The sequence below is a fragment of the Streptomyces sp. PKA51 genome (genome assembly GCF_057552455.1).
Genome location: NZ_BAAJPZ010000003.1, coordinates 67,482 through 81,835 on the forward strand (window position 1 = coordinate 67,482; position 14,354 = coordinate 81,835).

At 74.4% G+C, this 14,354-nt stretch carries 11 protein-coding genes; 7 read left to right on the forward strand and 4 right to left on the reverse strand.

Features of this window, described 5'->3' with window-relative positions:
- Positions 1-31 precede the first annotated feature (31 nt).
- The 7 genes from AC27L3_RS05355 to AC27L3_RS05385 all read left to right on the forward strand — a co-directional run bounded on the left by AC27L3_RS05355 (position 32) and on the right by AC27L3_RS05385 (position 7,709).
- A complete protein-coding gene (locus tag AC27L3_RS05355) occupies positions 32-1,744 on the forward strand; it encodes an IucA/IucC family protein (RefSeq protein ID WP_487232865.1) in 1,713 nt (570 codons plus the stop codon).
- Positions 1,741-2,892, forward strand: coding sequence for a type III PLP-dependent enzyme (locus AC27L3_RS05360; RefSeq protein WP_487232866.1), 1,152 nt, complete (start codon positions 1,741-1,743; stop codon positions 2,890-2,892). Before AC27L3_RS05355 ends, AC27L3_RS05360 begins: the two co-directional genes overlap by 4 nt.
- 96 nt (positions 2,893-2,988) lie before the next feature.
- The gene (gene asnB, locus AC27L3_RS05365) at positions 2,989-4,839 is read left to right on the forward strand and encodes an asparagine synthase (glutamine-hydrolyzing) (RefSeq protein ID WP_487232867.1); all 1,851 of its coding nucleotides are present in this window, start codon (positions 2,989-2,991) and stop codon (positions 4,837-4,839) included.
- 9 nt (positions 4,840-4,848) lie between these two features.
- Positions 4,849-5,223, forward strand: coding sequence for a GntR family transcriptional regulator (locus AC27L3_RS05370; protein WP_487232868.1), 375 nt, complete (start codon positions 4,849-4,851; stop codon positions 5,221-5,223).
- Positions 5,224-5,320: 97 nt separating this feature from the next.
- Positions 5,321-6,721 carry a xylan 1,4-beta-xylosidase gene (locus AC27L3_RS05375; RefSeq protein ID WP_487232869.1) on the forward strand — a complete coding sequence of 467 codons (1,401 nt, stop codon included), beginning with the start codon at positions 5,321-5,323 and terminating at the stop codon, positions 6,719-6,721.
- Between the two features lie 84 nt (positions 6,722-6,805).
- On the forward strand, positions 6,806-7,060 hold the full coding sequence (locus AC27L3_RS05380; protein WP_365969716.1) for a hypothetical protein: 255 nt from the start codon (positions 6,806-6,808) through the stop codon (positions 7,058-7,060).
- A 1-nt stretch (position 7,061) separates the two neighbouring features.
- Positions 7,062-7,709, forward strand: coding sequence for a hypothetical protein (locus AC27L3_RS05385; protein ID WP_487232870.1), 648 nt, complete (start codon positions 7,062-7,064; stop codon positions 7,707-7,709).
- Positions 7,710-7,935: 226 nt separating this feature from the next.
- Here the strand turns inward: AC27L3_RS05385 and AC27L3_RS05390 are convergent, their stop codons facing one another.
- The 4 genes from AC27L3_RS05390 to AC27L3_RS05405 are packed head-to-tail and all read right to left on the reverse strand — an operon-like array spanning position 7,936 to position 14,285.
- Entirely contained in the window at positions 7,936-11,541 is a 3,606-nt protein-coding gene (locus AC27L3_RS05390) for a lipopolysaccharide biosynthesis protein (RefSeq protein WP_487232871.1), read from the reverse strand.
- The gene (locus tag AC27L3_RS05395) at positions 11,534-12,394 is read right to left on the reverse strand and encodes a polysaccharide deacetylase family protein (protein ID WP_487232872.1); all 861 of its coding nucleotides are present in this window, start codon (positions 12,392-12,394) and stop codon (positions 11,534-11,536) included. Before AC27L3_RS05395 ends, AC27L3_RS05390 begins: the two co-directional genes overlap by 8 nt.
- A complete protein-coding gene (locus AC27L3_RS05400) occupies positions 12,391-13,467 on the reverse strand; it encodes a glycosyltransferase family 2 protein (RefSeq protein ID WP_487232873.1) in 1,077 nt (358 codons plus the stop codon). Before AC27L3_RS05400 ends, AC27L3_RS05395 begins: the two co-directional genes overlap by 4 nt.
- Entirely contained in the window at positions 13,464-14,285 is an 822-nt protein-coding gene (locus AC27L3_RS05405; protein WP_344438016.1) for a glycosyltransferase family 2 protein, read from the reverse strand. Before AC27L3_RS05405 ends, AC27L3_RS05400 begins: the two co-directional genes overlap by 4 nt.
- Positions 14,286-14,354 lie beyond the last annotated feature (69 nt).

Genomic DNA, 14,354 nt, shown 5'->3' on the forward strand with positions numbered 1-14,354 from the left:
CGCACGTCCGCCACCTCCTGGAGTCGCCGAGATGACCTCAGCCCCCTACGCCGCCGCCTCCGCCGTGCCCGCGGCCGTCCCCGCCGCCCTGCCCGAGGCCGGCCACGTCGTCGCCCACACCCTGCTCAACTGCCTGCTGCGCGAGGTCTGCGGCCCCGGGCACCACACCGCCGTCAGCGACGGCCACCTGCTGCTGCGCCTGCCCCGCAGCGGGACCCTGCTGCGGGTCCGGCTGCGCCGCGCCTCCCTGATCGGCGCCCACCGCCTGGCCGGACCCGTCGCCGAGGAACGGGGCGGCACCTTCGGCGAGCTGTCCTGGCAGGGCCTGGCCGAGCGCATCCACCACGAACTGCTGCTGCGCACCGGGGTGCGCAACGACGAATTCCCCGAACAGGTCGCGGCCACCCACGCCGGCGTCCGCGCCGCCCTGGCCGCCCACCGGTCCGGCGCCGTCCCGGCGGCCGCCGCGGACCGCTACCGCAACTCCGAGCAGTCCCTGCTCTTCGGCCACCGCTTCCACCCCACCCCCAAGGCCCGCACCGGCTCCGGCGCCCACTGGGCCCGCTACGCCCCCGAGGCCGGCGCCCGCTTCGCCCTGCGCCACCTGGCCGTACGCCCCGAGCACATCCGCCAGGAGAGCACCGGAGCACACGCCCTGAGCGCCCTCGACCGGCTCGGCCGCGTACCGCCCGGCCACCTCCTGCTGCCCGTCCACCCCTGGCAGTACGCCATGCTGCGCCGCCACCCCGCCCTGCGGGCCGCACTGCGCCGCGGCGCCGTGCTCGACCTGGGGCCGCGCGGCCCGCGGTTCTGGCCGACCGCCTCGGTGCGCACGCTCTACGACGGCCGCGACTTCCTCAAGTGCAGCCTCAACATCCGCATCACCAACTGCCTGCGCAAGAACGCCGAGTACGAGCTGGCCGGCGCCGTCGCCCTCACCCGGCTGCTGGAGCCCGTGGCCGCCGACCTGACCGCCCGCTTCCCCGGCACGGTGCTGCTGCGCGAACCCGCCTACCGCACCCTCGACATCGGCAGCCGCGACCTCGCCGAGGGCTTCGGCGTCATCGTCCGCGAGGGCCTGGGCACCCGGCTCGCCCCGGGACTGACCGCCCTGCTGGCCGCCGCCGTCGCCGACGAGTACCCCACCGGGCCCGCCCAGCTCGACCACCTGCTCGCCGGCGCCGGCGAACAGCAGGCACTCACCTGGTGGGAGACCTACCTCCGGCTGCTCGTACCACCGGTCCTGGCCGCCTTCTTCGACCACGGCGTCGTCCTCGAACCGCACCTGCAGAACGTCGTCATCGGCGTCGACGCGGCCGGCACCCCCCGCCAGGTGCTGCTGCGCGACCTCGAAGGCACCAAACTCCTGGCCGGGCACCACGCCCGGGCCCTGGCCGCCCTGGATCCGGGCGTCGCCGGGCCGCTGACCTACGACGCCCGGCGCGGCTGGGACCGCGTCGTGTACTGCCTGGTCGTCAACCACCTCGCCGAGATGCTCGCCGCCCTCGCCGACCGCCACCCCCACCTGGAGGCGCGGCTGTGGTGCGCCGTGCGCCGCGCCCTCGCCGGCTGCGCCGCCGCCCACGGCCACCCCCGCCCGCTGCGCGCCCTGATCGCGGGCGCGCCCCTGCCGGCCAAGGCCAACCTGCTCACCCGCTGGGAGCGCAAGGCCGACCGGGACGCGGGCTACGTGCGCATCGGCTCGCCCCTGGGCTCCGGACTGCTCAAGGCCCTCTCGTCGTGACCACGCCGCTGATCACGCCACGCGCCGCGGCCTGCGCCGAGGCACTGCCGGACGACGCCCTGCCCGCCTACGTCCACGACGTCGCCGCTCTCGCCGACCACGTCCGGGCGGTGCGGGCGGCACTGCCGACGGACGTCGAGCTGTACTACGCGACCAAGGCCAACCCCGAGGCGGCCGTCCTGCGCACCCTCGCACCGCACGTCGACGGCTACGAGGTCTCCTCCGGCGGCGAACTCCTGCACGTCCGGCGCGTCCTGCCCGGACGGCCACGCCTGGCCTTCGGCGGCCCCGGAAAGACCCCCCAGGAACTGCACCTGGCCGTGAGCGAGGGCGTCGAACGCCTCCACGTCGAGAGCGAGCGGGAACTCGGCCTGCTCGCCACCACCGCCACCGACGTCCTGCTGCGGGTCAACCTGCCGGTGCGCGACGGCAGCCTGGGCGGCGCCGCCCTCGCCATGGGCGGCCGCCCCGGCCCCTTCGGCCTCGACCCCGCCGCGGCCGAACGCTGCATGACCCTGCTGCGCACCTCCCCCCTCCGGCTGCGCGGCCTCCACGCCCACCTGGCCAGCGGCCTCGACGCCCCCGCCCAGCTGGCCGTGGCGCAGCAGGTCGCCGCCTGGGCGGCCGCACGCCTGCCGGCCGGCGAACTCAACCTGGGCGGCGGCATGGCCGTCGACTACCGCCACCCCGAGGCACGCTTCGACTGGGCCGCGTACGGGGCCGGCCTGCGGCGGCTGTCACGGCAATACCCCTCCTTCACGCTGCGCGTGGAGCCGGGACGGGCGCTGGCGGCGTACTGCGGGTGGTACGTGACGGAGGTGCTGGACCTCAAGCGCAGCTACGGCGAGGCGTTCGCGGTGGTGCGCGGGGGCACGCACCACCTGCGCACACCGGTCACGAAGGGGCACGACCAGCCCTTCGTGGTCCTGCCGCGCGGGCGGGGGCCGGCGGTGGCCGACGAACCGGTGACGGTGGTCGGCCAACTGTGCACGCCGAAGGACGTCCTGGCGACGCGGGTGCGCGTCGAGCGGCTGGGGGTGGGGGACCGCATCGCTTTCGCGATGGCGGGGGCGTATGCGTGGAACATCTCGCACCACGACTTCCTGATGCATCCGAAGCCGACATTCCACGTGGTGGGCACCCCGTAGGGGCGCGGAGCCGGCCACCTTTGCCGAAAGTGGATGGTGCGTACACGCAACTGCGCGTAGCCTCGCACACGCCACCCCGACGAAGGGAGAAGCACCATGTGCGGTATCACCGGATGGGTCGCCTTCGACCACGACCTGACCACCCGTCGAGAGACCCTCGACACCATGACCGCCACCATGATCTGCCGCGGCCCCGACGCCGGCGGCGTCTGGATCGACGCGCACGCCGCGTTAGGGCACCGCCGGCTCGCCGTCATCGACATCGAGGGCGGCCGGCAGCCGATGCTGCTGGAGCGTGAGGGGCGTACGCTGCTCGCCCTGACCTACAGCGGCGAGGTGTACAACTACCGGGAGCTGCGGGCCGAGCTGGAGTCCCACGGTCACGCCTTCCGTACGAGCAGCGACACCGAGGTCGTGCTGCACGCCTACCTGCAGTGGGGCGAGGCGTTCACCGAGCGCCTGAACGGCATGTACGCCTTCGCCCTGTGGGACGCCCGTACCGAGGAACTCCTCCTCGTGCGCGACCGCATGGGCATCAAGCCGCTCTACTACTACCCGACCCCCGACGGCGTGCTCTTCGGTTCCGAGCCCAAGGCGATCCTCGCGCATCCCGCCGTGCGGGCCGTCGTGGACGCCGAGGGGCTCGCCGAGGCCCTGGCCTTCACCAAGACGCCGGGGCACGCCGTCTACAGGGGCATGTACGAGCTGCTGCCCGGGCACACCGCCCGCGTACGCCGTCAGGGACTGACCGTGCGCCGGTACTGGGGGCTGGAGGCCCGCGAGCACACCGACGACACCGACACCACCGTGCGGCACGTGCGCGAGCTGCTCGACGACATCGTCGCCCGCCAGCTCGTCGCCGACGTCCCGCTGTGCAGCCTGCTCTCCGGCGGCCTGGACTCCTCGGCGATCACCGCCCTGGCGGCCCGGGGGCTGGCGGAGGCGGGGCGCGGGCCGGTGCGGTCCTTCTCCGTCGACTTCGCCGGCCACACCGAGAACTTCACGCCGGACAGCCTGCGCGGCACGCCCGACGGCCCGTACGCCCACGCGCTGGCCGAGCACGTGCGCTCCGACCACCGCGACATCGTCCTGGACACCGCGGCCCTGATGGAGCGGGCCAACCGCGAGGCCGTGCTGCGGGCGCGCGACATGCCGACCGCCGGCTTCGGCGACGGCGACGTCTCGCTGTACCTGCTCTTCAAGGCCATTCGCGAGCAGTCGACGGTCGCCCTGTCGGGCGAGTCCGCGGACGAGGTCTTCGGCGGCTACCGCTGGTTCCACGACCCGCAGAGCGTGTGGGCCGACACCTTCCCCTGGATCGCCGCCGGCGTCGCCGACCAGTTCTCCGGGCCCGGCAGCGGCGGCCGCGTCGCCCTGCTCGACAAGGGGCTGCTCGCCAAGCTGGACCTGCCCGGCTACCAGCGGGCCCGCTACCAGGAGGCTCTGAGCCGGGTGCCGGTGCTGCCGGGGGAGAGCGGCCTGCAGCTGCGCATGCGCCAGATCAGCCACCTGCACCTGACCCACTTCGTGCAGCAGCTGCTCGACCGCAAGGACCGCATGAGCATGGCCGTCGGACTGGAGGTGCGCGTGCCCTTCTGCGACCACCGGCTCGTGGAGTACGTCTTCAACACGCCCTGGGAGATGAAGACCTTCGACGGGCGCGAGAAGTCCCTGCTGCGGGCCGCCGTGCGCGACGTGCTGCCCGACGCCGTCGCCGACCGCGTCAAGAGCCCCTACCCCAGCACCCAGGACCCCCGCTACGCCGCCGCCCTGCGCACCGCGCTGCAGGACCTGGGGGCCGACGCGCCGGTCCGGCCGCTGCTGGACTCCGCCGCGGTCGCCGAGGCCCTGGCCGAGGGCGCGGGCGAGTCCTTCCGCACCGCCACCGAGGTGGTCCTCAACCTCAACGGCTGGCTGGCCGGCCAAGGGGCCGAGCTCGCGCTCTAGCATGGGGTCATGGCCCTGCACCTGACCGTCGACCCCGACGCGCCCGAACCCCCGTACGAGCAGATCCGTGCCCGCATCGCCGAGCGCGCCCGCTCCGGTGCGCTGCCCGTCGGCTACAAGCTGCCCACCGTGCGCGGGTTCGCCGAGGAGCTGGGCCTGGCCGCCAACACGGTCGCCAAGGCGTACCGCGCCCTGGAGGCCGACGGGGTCGTCGAGACCCGCGGCCGCCACGGCACCTTCGTCGCCGCCCCCGGCGACACCGCCGAGCGCGAGACCGCGGCCGCCGCCCGGGCCTACGCCGAGCGGGCCCACCGCCTCGGCGCGGACCGCGCGGCGGCCCTGGCGGCCGTCACCGACGCCCTGCGAGCGGTCTACGGCGACTGAGGCGGTCCTTCGGGGCGGCCCCTGAGCCGGCCCTGTCCGCGCCGGCGTTGCCCCGAAGCCACCGCACTGCGTTTCCTCCCCGGTTACCCTTTCCGTGATGGGACGTCATCGTGGATGGCCCGCGCCGCCCCGGGCACGGTCGCGGGTACGGGGGTGGTGGTCGTGGCCGCCCCGGGGGCGCACGGCCGGACTGCTCGCCGGGGCGCTGCTCGCCCTCGCGGTCCTCGTGGCCGCGACGGTCGCGGCCTGGCAGTCGGGCGGCGGCCCGCCGGACAGGCCCGGCGGCGCGGCCGCCACCGTGGGATGGGGCTTCACCCACACCCAGTACAGCGCCGACCTCGGCCAGGACGGCGCCGTGAAGACGGCCGAACGGACCCTGGGCGCCGCCCCCCTCGCGCAGAACCAGCACATCATGGGCTGGGGCGTGGACAACCCCGAACCCCGCCCAGGGAAGTACAACTTCACCGACCTCGACCGCCGGATCGCCCTGATGCGCAGGACCGGCACCACGCCCGTGCTCACCCTGTGCTGCGCCCCCGACTGGATGAAGGGCGGCGGGGAGCGGACGGACTGGTCGCAGAAGGCCCTGGAGAAGGCCCCCGACCGCGCCCACTACAAGGACTTCGCCCGCCTCGCCGGCGTCATCGCCCAACGCTACCCGGACGTACGGCACTTCGTCGTGTGGAACGAGTTCAAGGGCTTCTACGACGAATCACGCAACCGCTGGGACTACGAGGGGTACACCGAGCTGTACAACCTCGTCTACAAGCAGATCAAGCAACACAACAGGAGAGCCCTCGTCGGCGGCCCCTACGTCGTCATGGACAGCGAGGCGCCGGGAACCGGTTCCTATGCCTCACGGGTGAGCGGCGACTGGGGCGCCGTGGACCAACGGGCCGTCGACGCCCTGGAGTACTGGGACAGGCACAAGGACGGAGCCGACTTCGTCGTCGTCGACGGCGCCAGCTACACCCGCACGGGCAACAGGTCCGTCCCCGACGAGTTCGGCGCCACCCGCAAGTTCGCCGACGTCACCGCCTGGCTGCAGCGCACGACCAGGCTGCCGGTGTGGTGGGCCGAGTGGTACGTCGAACCCGCCGACGAACACGACAGCCGCCGGACGTGGACCGAGGAGCACCGCCTCGCCGTCCAGGCGAGCGCCATGATGCAGCTGGCCGCCTCCGGCGTGGCCGGCGCCTTCTACTGGAACCCCGAGGAGGAGGGCGCCGACTGCCCCGGCTGCCTGTGGCGCAGCACCCAACTGGCCGACGGCGGAAGCGGCTTGCCCATGCTCGACCTCCTCACCCGCTTCGCCCGCGCCTTCCCGCCCGGCACCCCCCTGCGCACCCCCGACGTCGCCGAGCAGGACCGCGCACGCGTCAGGGTGCTCGCCGCCGGCTCCGCCGTGCTCGTCGTCAACACGCAGAACGTCCCGGTCACCGCCCACGTGGACGGCCGGGCCCTGGACCTGCGGCCTTACGAAGTGCGCTGGCTGTGACGGTTTCCCCGGTCACCGCGCGGCAACACTGCGAACAGGTGTCACCAGGACCCGAGTGTCGAACCCTGCGAAAGAAGGGCCACCATGCCCGAACACACCAGTCAGGCGCTGGTCATCGTCGATGCGGAGCACAACTACTACGTGCTGCCGCGGGAGGTCGTCGAGACCGCGAAGGCGGCGCCGGAGGCCAGAGCGGCCATCGAGGCCCACCTGGGCGGGGCCGCCCGCGTCCCCCTGGCCGGCGGATACTCCTTCGCCGGCGTGCTCAGCCTCGCGCCCGAAGCCGAACTGGCCCACTACACACCCGAGGTGTCCTGGCCCGCCCCCACCGCGACCTGAGATGAGCACGCGCCCCGCGCCGGACGCCCCGCCCCCGCTGCTGCGCACCACGGCCACCCGTGCCGAGCGCGGCTCCTTCGCCGCCCACGGCCACGCCCGGCTGCCCGGGCTGTGGGGCCACGCCCTGGCCGGGGGCCTGGCGGCCGAGGGCCGCGAGCAGTGGGCCCGGGCGGCGCCACCGCCCCGCGGGCCGCGCACACCCGTGCCGGCCGGCCGGCGCGCCCGCCGCGCCACCCCCGCCGCGGGCGGGCCGCTGCTGGCCCGGCTGCACCTGGCCCTGACGGGCCTGGGCCGGGGCCTGACCGGACGGCTGCTGGTGCCCACCTTCGCCGCGTACGGCTATTACGAGGACGACGACGAGGTGCTGCTGCACGTGGACACCGAGCAGTGCGACCTGACCCTGCTCACCACCGCGTTCGGCGCCGTCGGGCCGCTGCACGTCCACCCCGCCCTGCGGGGCAGCTCCATGGAGCGGCTCGGCGCGCTGGAGCGCGACCCGGCCTGGGACCGCGCCGGCGGGGTGCGGCTGACCTACCCGGCCACGGGCGTGGCCGCCCTCGACGGCCGGACCCTGCCGCACCACCGGCCCGCCGGACCGCTGCCGGGCCCCAGCGCGGTGGCGGCCCTGTGCTACCGGTCGCTGTTCTAGGCGGGTGCATTTTCGTCGCGGTGCGGTGCGTCGACTGCGGGCCGTCGGTGGCTGATCGCGCAGTTCCCCGCGCCCCTGACGGGGCACTGCACCAGCCCACGGCGCCCCGCAAGGGGCGCGGGGAACTGCGCGACAAGCCACGACGCGCCCGCAGACGGGGCGCCGTGTCGCGCCCACGTGGCGGCAGCGACACCGCCCCGCGCCCCTGACGGGGCGTACCCGTCGGTCAGGAGAGTGTCACCAGGCGCCACGCCAGGGATCCGGCGACCACCAGGAGCAGGGGCAGCGCGAACCAGAAGGAGCCCTGCAGCAGCCGCAGGTGCCGTACGCCGGGCGAGGCGCCCACCCGTACCAGCTCGCGCGCCGTCAGCAGCACCAGCAGGGCCAGCGCGGCCAGGGCGCCGACGACGGACACCGGTGTCCAGGTCACCCGGGGGCCCGGCGGGCCCGGTCGCGGGGCGGCGGCGGTGCCGGCGGGTTTGTCCTTCAGCTCGTACAGCACGGCGTCGTCGTTGGCCAGCACCCGGCGCAGCTCCGGCCGCCCGTCGAGGGTCCGCAGCAGCTGCTGCCGCCAGCCGGGGGCGTAACCCGCGCTGAGTTCGAGGTACTCCGACTGCCCGCGGCTGACGATCAGGTAGGCGTTGCCGCCGGCCGCGCCCAAGGCGCCCACGAGGTCGCCGGGCCGTGCCGGGTCGCGGGGGGCGAGCACCGGCTGGTACAGCACCCGCTCCATCTCGCGCGCCCCCCAGGGGATGGCGGGCGTGACGTCGTCGGCGGTGTTGCTGCTCGGCCACAGCAGGCGGACGGTCGGCGTGTCGTGCCGGTAGACGTAGTCCATGGCGGCGACCTCGCCGGGCCGTACGCGCTCGAAGGGCTCGTTGCCCCAGCGGGCCACCAGGAACCCCATGACCAGCACCAGCCCCGCCAACAGCGCCGCGAGCGGCCCGCGGTACCGGCGGGTGCCCGTCGCGTCCGGGCGCGGGAAGAGCGCGAGGGCGGCCAGGGCGCAGGCCCCCGGCAGGGCGAAGAGGAAGACGCGCAGGGCCACTTCGCCGCCGTAGGACTGCATGCCGAAGGCCAGGAAGGGCACGGCGGCCAGCACCGGCAGCACGACGTCGGCCAGGCCCGCGCGGCGCCGGCGCCACCAGCCGAGCGCGGCGCAGGCCAGTACCCCGGCCGCGAGGGCCACCCGGACGTAGAGCACCGCCTTGTGCGTGGCGCTGCCGCCCTGGATGCGGCCCGAGACGGAGGCGGAGACGTTGCCGCCGAGCGACCCCAGCCCGCCGAAGAGGTCGTCGAAGTGCCCGGACCAGTACGGCTCGGCCAGGAATCCCACCCACACCGCCAGCAGCACCGTGCACAGCAGCGGCAGTCCGGCCGGCGTGAGCCGGCGGGCCAGCACCAGCGCGGTGAGCACGCCGAGCATCACGAAGGGGGTGAGCTGGTGGCTGGCGACCGACGCGGCGAACAGGGCGATCACCAGGGCCAGCAGCGCCACCGAGGTGCCGCGCCCGGCCGGGGAGACCTCCTGCTCCCCGGGCAGGCGCTTGCCCCGCAGCTGCCCGGGCCAGCGGAACCACACCACCAGCACGGCGACGAAGAGCAGGTAGAAGAAGTAGTTCAGGGACTGCGGGGAGAAGTAGTCCTGCCCGACCCAGCCGCACAGGACGAACAGCCACAGGGCCGTCCACTTCGCCCGCCAGTCCGCCCGCACCGTGCGCACCAGCAGCACCAGCGGGGCCAGGTAGAGCAGCTGCACGGCGAGCGGCCACCAGCGCAGCACCTCGCCCAGGTCGCTCACGCCGCAGGCCCGCGCGGCGAAGGCGGCCAGCGCGAAGAAGCCCGGCCAGCTCCACCGGGCGTCGAGGTCGGGGGCGGCCACCCCCGTGCGGTCGATGAAGTCCAAAAAGCCCAGGTGCTGCCAGGCCGTGGCGAAGCGCGGCTGCTCCTCCAGCACGGCCGGCACCGCATGCAGGCAGATCACCGTCGCCACCAGCACCGCCGCCAGCAGCCACCGGTGCGGTCGGGTCAGGCACAGGGCGCAGGCGAAGGCGGCGATCAGCAGCCCCGCGCCCAGGAGGGTGGCCACCGGCAGCACGGACACCAGCCCGAAGCCGCCCATGCCGTCCAGGTCGATGTGGCCGAAGGCCGTCAGCGGCAGCCAGTACAGCGCCAGCGCCACCGCGAGCAGCCCCCATACGGCGGCCCCGGGGGTCCGCAGGCGGCGCATCGCGCCGGGCGCGGGAGGCGGGGCCGGCGCCTTGGGCGGTGCGCCCACCGGGCGTACGTCGGGGCGGCGCTCGGGGTGGTCCATGTCCAGGCGGACGCCGAGCGGCAGGGTGTCCGCGTCCAGCGCGGAGCGCAGCACGCGGCGGGCGCCGGTCAGCCGTCCCCGGCCGCCCTCGCCGGCTCCCTCGTCCCCGGGGTCGCTCTCGCCGCGGACGGGGAGGTCGGCCAGGTCCCCGTCGGGCGGTGCCGGCACCGGTGCGGCGGTGGAGGAGCCGGCCGGCGACGCCTTCAGCACGGTGCGCAGCCGTACCGCCGCGATGGCCGTGATCACCGTCAGGCTGCAGATCTCGGCGACGCCGGCGCCCGTGAGCCCCATGCGGGGGAGCAGCACCAGCGTCAGCCCCAGGACCAGCACGCACAGCAGCCCCTGCAGATAGGCGAGCCCGGCCGTGCGGCTCTGCGCGCGCAGCACCGCGAAGTAGACCTCCATCACCACCCGCAGCGCCGCGCCCACGGCGAACCAGCGCAGCAGGGGCGTGGCGGCCTCGGCGTACCCGCGGCCGAAGACGTGGAGGATGTACGGCGCGAGGGCGAACATCAGCACGCACACCGGCACCATGATCTTGGCCATGCGGCGCAGTGCGGCCCGGCAGTTGTCGGCCAGGCGGGCCGGGTCGTGCGAGCCCTCGACGGTCAGGGAGGCGCCCATGTTGATGGCGAGCAGGTTGACCGTGCCGCCGATGGTGGAGGTGATGTAGAAGTAGGCGTTGTCCGCCGAGTCCACCTGTGCCGCGACGATCACCGGCACCAGGTAGACCACGGCGAGCGAGAACAGTGATCCGGTGTAGTCCCCGGCGAGGAAGCGGCCGATCTCCCGGTACGAGGCCGGCTGCCCCCGGCCCTCGGTGGCTCTGACGTGCGCCGGCACCAGCCGGCGGAAGACGAGCCAGCCCAGCGGCAGCACCGATGCCGCGATCGAGACCACCCAGGAGACGAACACCCCGGACGCCGGCAGGGCCGCCGCCAGCCCCACCAGCAGCGCCAGTTTCACCGCGGAGAAGACGGTGTTGCCCACCGGCACCCACAAGGCGCTGCGCAGCCCGGTGAGCACGCCGTCCTGCAGGGTCAGCAGCGACCAGGCCACCACGGCGACCACGAAGCCCACTCCCGGCAGCAGCCCGTGCAGGAAGCGGTAGGAGGGGCCCCACAGGTCGAGGGTGAGCAGGAAGACGCCGGCGGCGACCGCGACGATCACCGAACTGCCCGCGTACGTCCGCAGGACCAGCGAGCCCGTCGTGCGGCCGGCGACGGGGATGAAGCGGGCCAGTGCCCCGGTGAGGGTGACGGCCGTCAGGCCGGCCAGGAGTTTCATCGCGGCGATCGCCGCCGAGCCCTGGCCGACCGACGTCTCGCTGTAGTAGTGGGCGGCCATCAGCCAGAAGCCCAGGCCGAGGACGGCGCTGATGCCGGTGTTGAGCATCAGCGCGAAGGCGTTGCGGAACAGCGGACTGCCGATGCCCCGCCCGGGTAGTCGCCGGCGGGGCATCGGCTCCACGCTTGCGTCCTCGGCTCGTTCCTCGGTCGGGGCGGTCGTGTCAGACACGGGCTTCGATCGCTTTCCTCGTGCCGCTGTTTCTGAGGGGACTGGTGCCGGGGAGGCCGCGGGCGAGGAGGCCGTGTGCGATGAGGCTCCGGCTCCGGCGGACGACGGCGTATCCCTTGGTCAGCACCCGGTCCCGGGCGAAGATCCGGCCGATGTCCCGTCCCTCGACGAGCCGTTCGAACTCCTCGATGCCCGTGGAGCGCCGCACCGTCACCCGCTCCAGGGCGTACGGCCCCTGGCGGCGCGCGGCCAGCGCATTGCCCACGGCCAGGGACACCGTGAACCCGGCCGCGCGCACCGTATCGCGCACCCGGCGGCTGGAGTAGCCGTAGGGATAGGCGAAGGACACGGGTGGGTGACCCAGTTCCTCTGCCAGCAGGTCACGGCAGTGCCCCACCTCGAACCACAGCCGCTCGTCCCCCAGCTGGTCGAGCTGGGGGTGGGTGTGGCTGTGGCCCCCGATCTCGAACCCGGCCGCGGCCAGCTCGCGCAGCTGGTCCCAGCTGAGCATCAGATCCAGGGCGCCCCCGGCGTCGTGCGCCCCCCGCAGCCAGCCGGTGGAGGCGAACAAGGTGGCGCTGAAGCCGTGTTCGACGAGGACGGGCAGGGCGTAGCGGTGCACGCCCTCGTAGCCGTCGTCGAAGGTGATCAGCACCGGTTTGGGGGGCAGCCGGTCGCCCCCGCGCCACGCCGCGGCCAGCTGCCCGGCCGTCACGGGGGTGAACCCGTGCCCGGCCAGCAGCCGCATCTGCTCCGCGAACGCGGCCGGGGCGACCGACAGCCCGTACGCCGCCCGGGCGGGGGCCTGCGCCACCGCGTGGTACATCAGGATCGGCACCGGACCGCCGCTCATGCGCCCGCCCCCTCGTACGGAGCGGGCGCCGCGGGCGCCCGCTCCACCGCCGGCTGCGGCGCCGCCACCGCGAAGCGCGCGCCGGCGGCGCGCGCCCGCAGACTGCCCAGCGCGTAGCCGCCGGTCGCCGCGAGGACGCCGGCCACGATCGCCCCGGCCCGGCCGGCCCCGCCGGGGCGGCCGAGCACGGCGTCCCGCAGCCCGCGCGCCACCCCGGCGGGCAGCACCCGCAGGGTGTAGCGGCGCTCGCTCGCCAGCCCCCGCTCCGTGCCCACGCTGCGCGCCACCAGGGCCTTGGACAGGCCCTCCGCGTACGCCCGGGTACGGAAGTAGGCGAAGCGCTCGCGGCCGGGCGGCACCCGGTGGTGGATCACCGCCCGGTCGTCGATGAGCAGCAGGGCCTGCGGCATGGCCCGGGTCAGGCGGATGCACAGCTCCGTCTCCTCGCCGCCCAGCGGCAGCCGGTGGCCGTCCCGGCCGATGCCGCCGGCGAAGCCGCCGACGGCCCGCAGCGCGGCGCGGCGGAAGGAGGCGTTGCCGCCCAGGACGTTGCGCACCACCACCTTGCCGGGCGGCAGGCCGCGGTAGGTGCAGCCCACCACCCAGTCGAACTCCTCCGGGAACCAGGCCGGCCGGCGCCGGGAGGACCACACGGGCTCCGTCCGGCCGCCCACCGCCATCACCCGCGGATCGGCGTAGGCGGCCGCGAAGTGCAGCAGCCAGTCCCGCTCGGCCACCGCGTCGTCGTCCAGGAAGGCGACGACCTCGCCGCCGGCCGCCGCCGTGCCCGTGTTGCGGCCGGCCGACAGGCCGCGGGGGCCGGTGTTGGCCAGCACCCGCACCGGCGGCAGACCGGCCCCCGCACCGTCGTCGCCGTACGCCTTGGCGAGCCGGCGCAGCAGCGCGGGGTTGTGGTCGACCACCAGGAGCGTCTCCAGGGCCGGGTAGGACTGGTCGTGCACCGAGGCCACCGCGGCGAGGATGTCGTCCCAGCGGTCCTCGGTGTAGACACAGATGACCACCGACACGCTCGGCGCACCGGCCCGGCCCGTTGCGTGGGGCGCGCTGCTCAAGAGACGTCCCCTCGGCCCGCGGCCGGTGCGATGGCCAGGGTGCGGCGGCGGCGCGAGGCGCGGGGCGTGCCCCGCTCGTTGAGAATGACCTTGAGCACGCGCAGCCCGTCGCGCACGGCACGCAGATTGCTCGTGCCGTGTATGCGCACGAACTCGTGGCTGGGAATCTCCTGGACCCGCAGGCCGGCCTTGACCACTCTGATGTTCATCAGGGTCTCGACCTCGAAGCCGGCGCAGTCCAGGGCGATCTCGTCCAGGCAGCGCTTCCAGAAGGCGTTGTAGCCGTAGCACAGGTCGGTGTAGCGGGCGCCGAACTTGTGGTTGACCAGGGATGTGAGGATCCGGTTGCCCAGCTTGCGGATCAGCGTCATGTCGTCGGTGCCGCCGCCGTTGGCGAAGCGGGAGCCCTTGGCGAAGTCCGCACCGCCGACCAGCGCGGAGACATAGCTGACGATCTCGCCGCCGTCGGCGGAGCCGTCGGCGTCGACCATGACGATGATCTCGCCGGTGCAGGCGGCGAAGCCCGTGATCAGGGCGTCGCCCTTGCCCTTGCCGAGCTGCTCGACGACCTTGACCTGCGGGTAGAGGTCCCGGGCGACCCGGACGGTGTCGTCGGTGGAGTTGCCGTCGACCAGAACCACCTCGTGGATCCAGTCGGGCAGAGTCTTGAACACGTACGGGAGATTCTCCGCCTCGTTCATGGCGGGAATGACCACGCTCACCGGTGGCGCTATCGCGAAGTGAGAGGTCACCGGACGGTAGCGACCGGATGTCTCGGGATCCTCTTCACTGGCCGCCGGGCGCAGGAACGCACTCATGGTTCGTTTTTCCCTCTCGTCCGGTGGACCGCCTGCCCCAGCGGTCCGATCGTGTGCCGGTTCGAAAAG

Excerpts from the sequence above, each read along its gene's own strand:
- AC27L3_RS05355 (WP_487232865.1), top strand. The coding sequence starts at position 32 with ATGACCTCAGCCCCCTACGCCGCCGCCTCCGCCGTGCCCGCGGCCGTC.
- asnB (WP_487232867.1), top strand. The coding sequence starts at position 2,989 with ATGTGCGGTATCACCGGATGGGTCGCCTTCGACCACGACCTGACCACC.
- AC27L3_RS05370 (WP_487232868.1), top strand. The coding sequence starts at position 4,849 with ATGGCCCTGCACCTGACCGTCGACCCCGACGCGCCCGAACCCCCGTAC.
- AC27L3_RS05375 (WP_487232869.1), top strand. The coding sequence starts at position 5,321 with ATGGGACGTCATCGTGGATGGCCCGCGCCGCCCCGGGCACGGTCGCGG.
- AC27L3_RS05380 (WP_365969716.1), top strand. The coding sequence starts at position 6,806 with ATGCCCGAACACACCAGTCAGGCGCTGGTCATCGTCGATGCGGAGCAC.
- AC27L3_RS05385 (WP_487232870.1), top strand. The coding sequence starts at position 7,062 with ATGAGCACGCGCCCCGCGCCGGACGCCCCGCCCCCGCTGCTGCGCACC.
- AC27L3_RS05395 (WP_487232872.1), bottom strand. The coding sequence starts at position 12,394 with ATGAGCGGCGGTCCGGTGCCGATCCTGATGTACCACGCGGTGGCGCAG.
- AC27L3_RS05405 (WP_344438016.1), bottom strand. The coding sequence starts at position 14,285 with ATGAGTGCGTTCCTGCGCCCGGCGGCCAGTGAAGAGGATCCCGAGACA.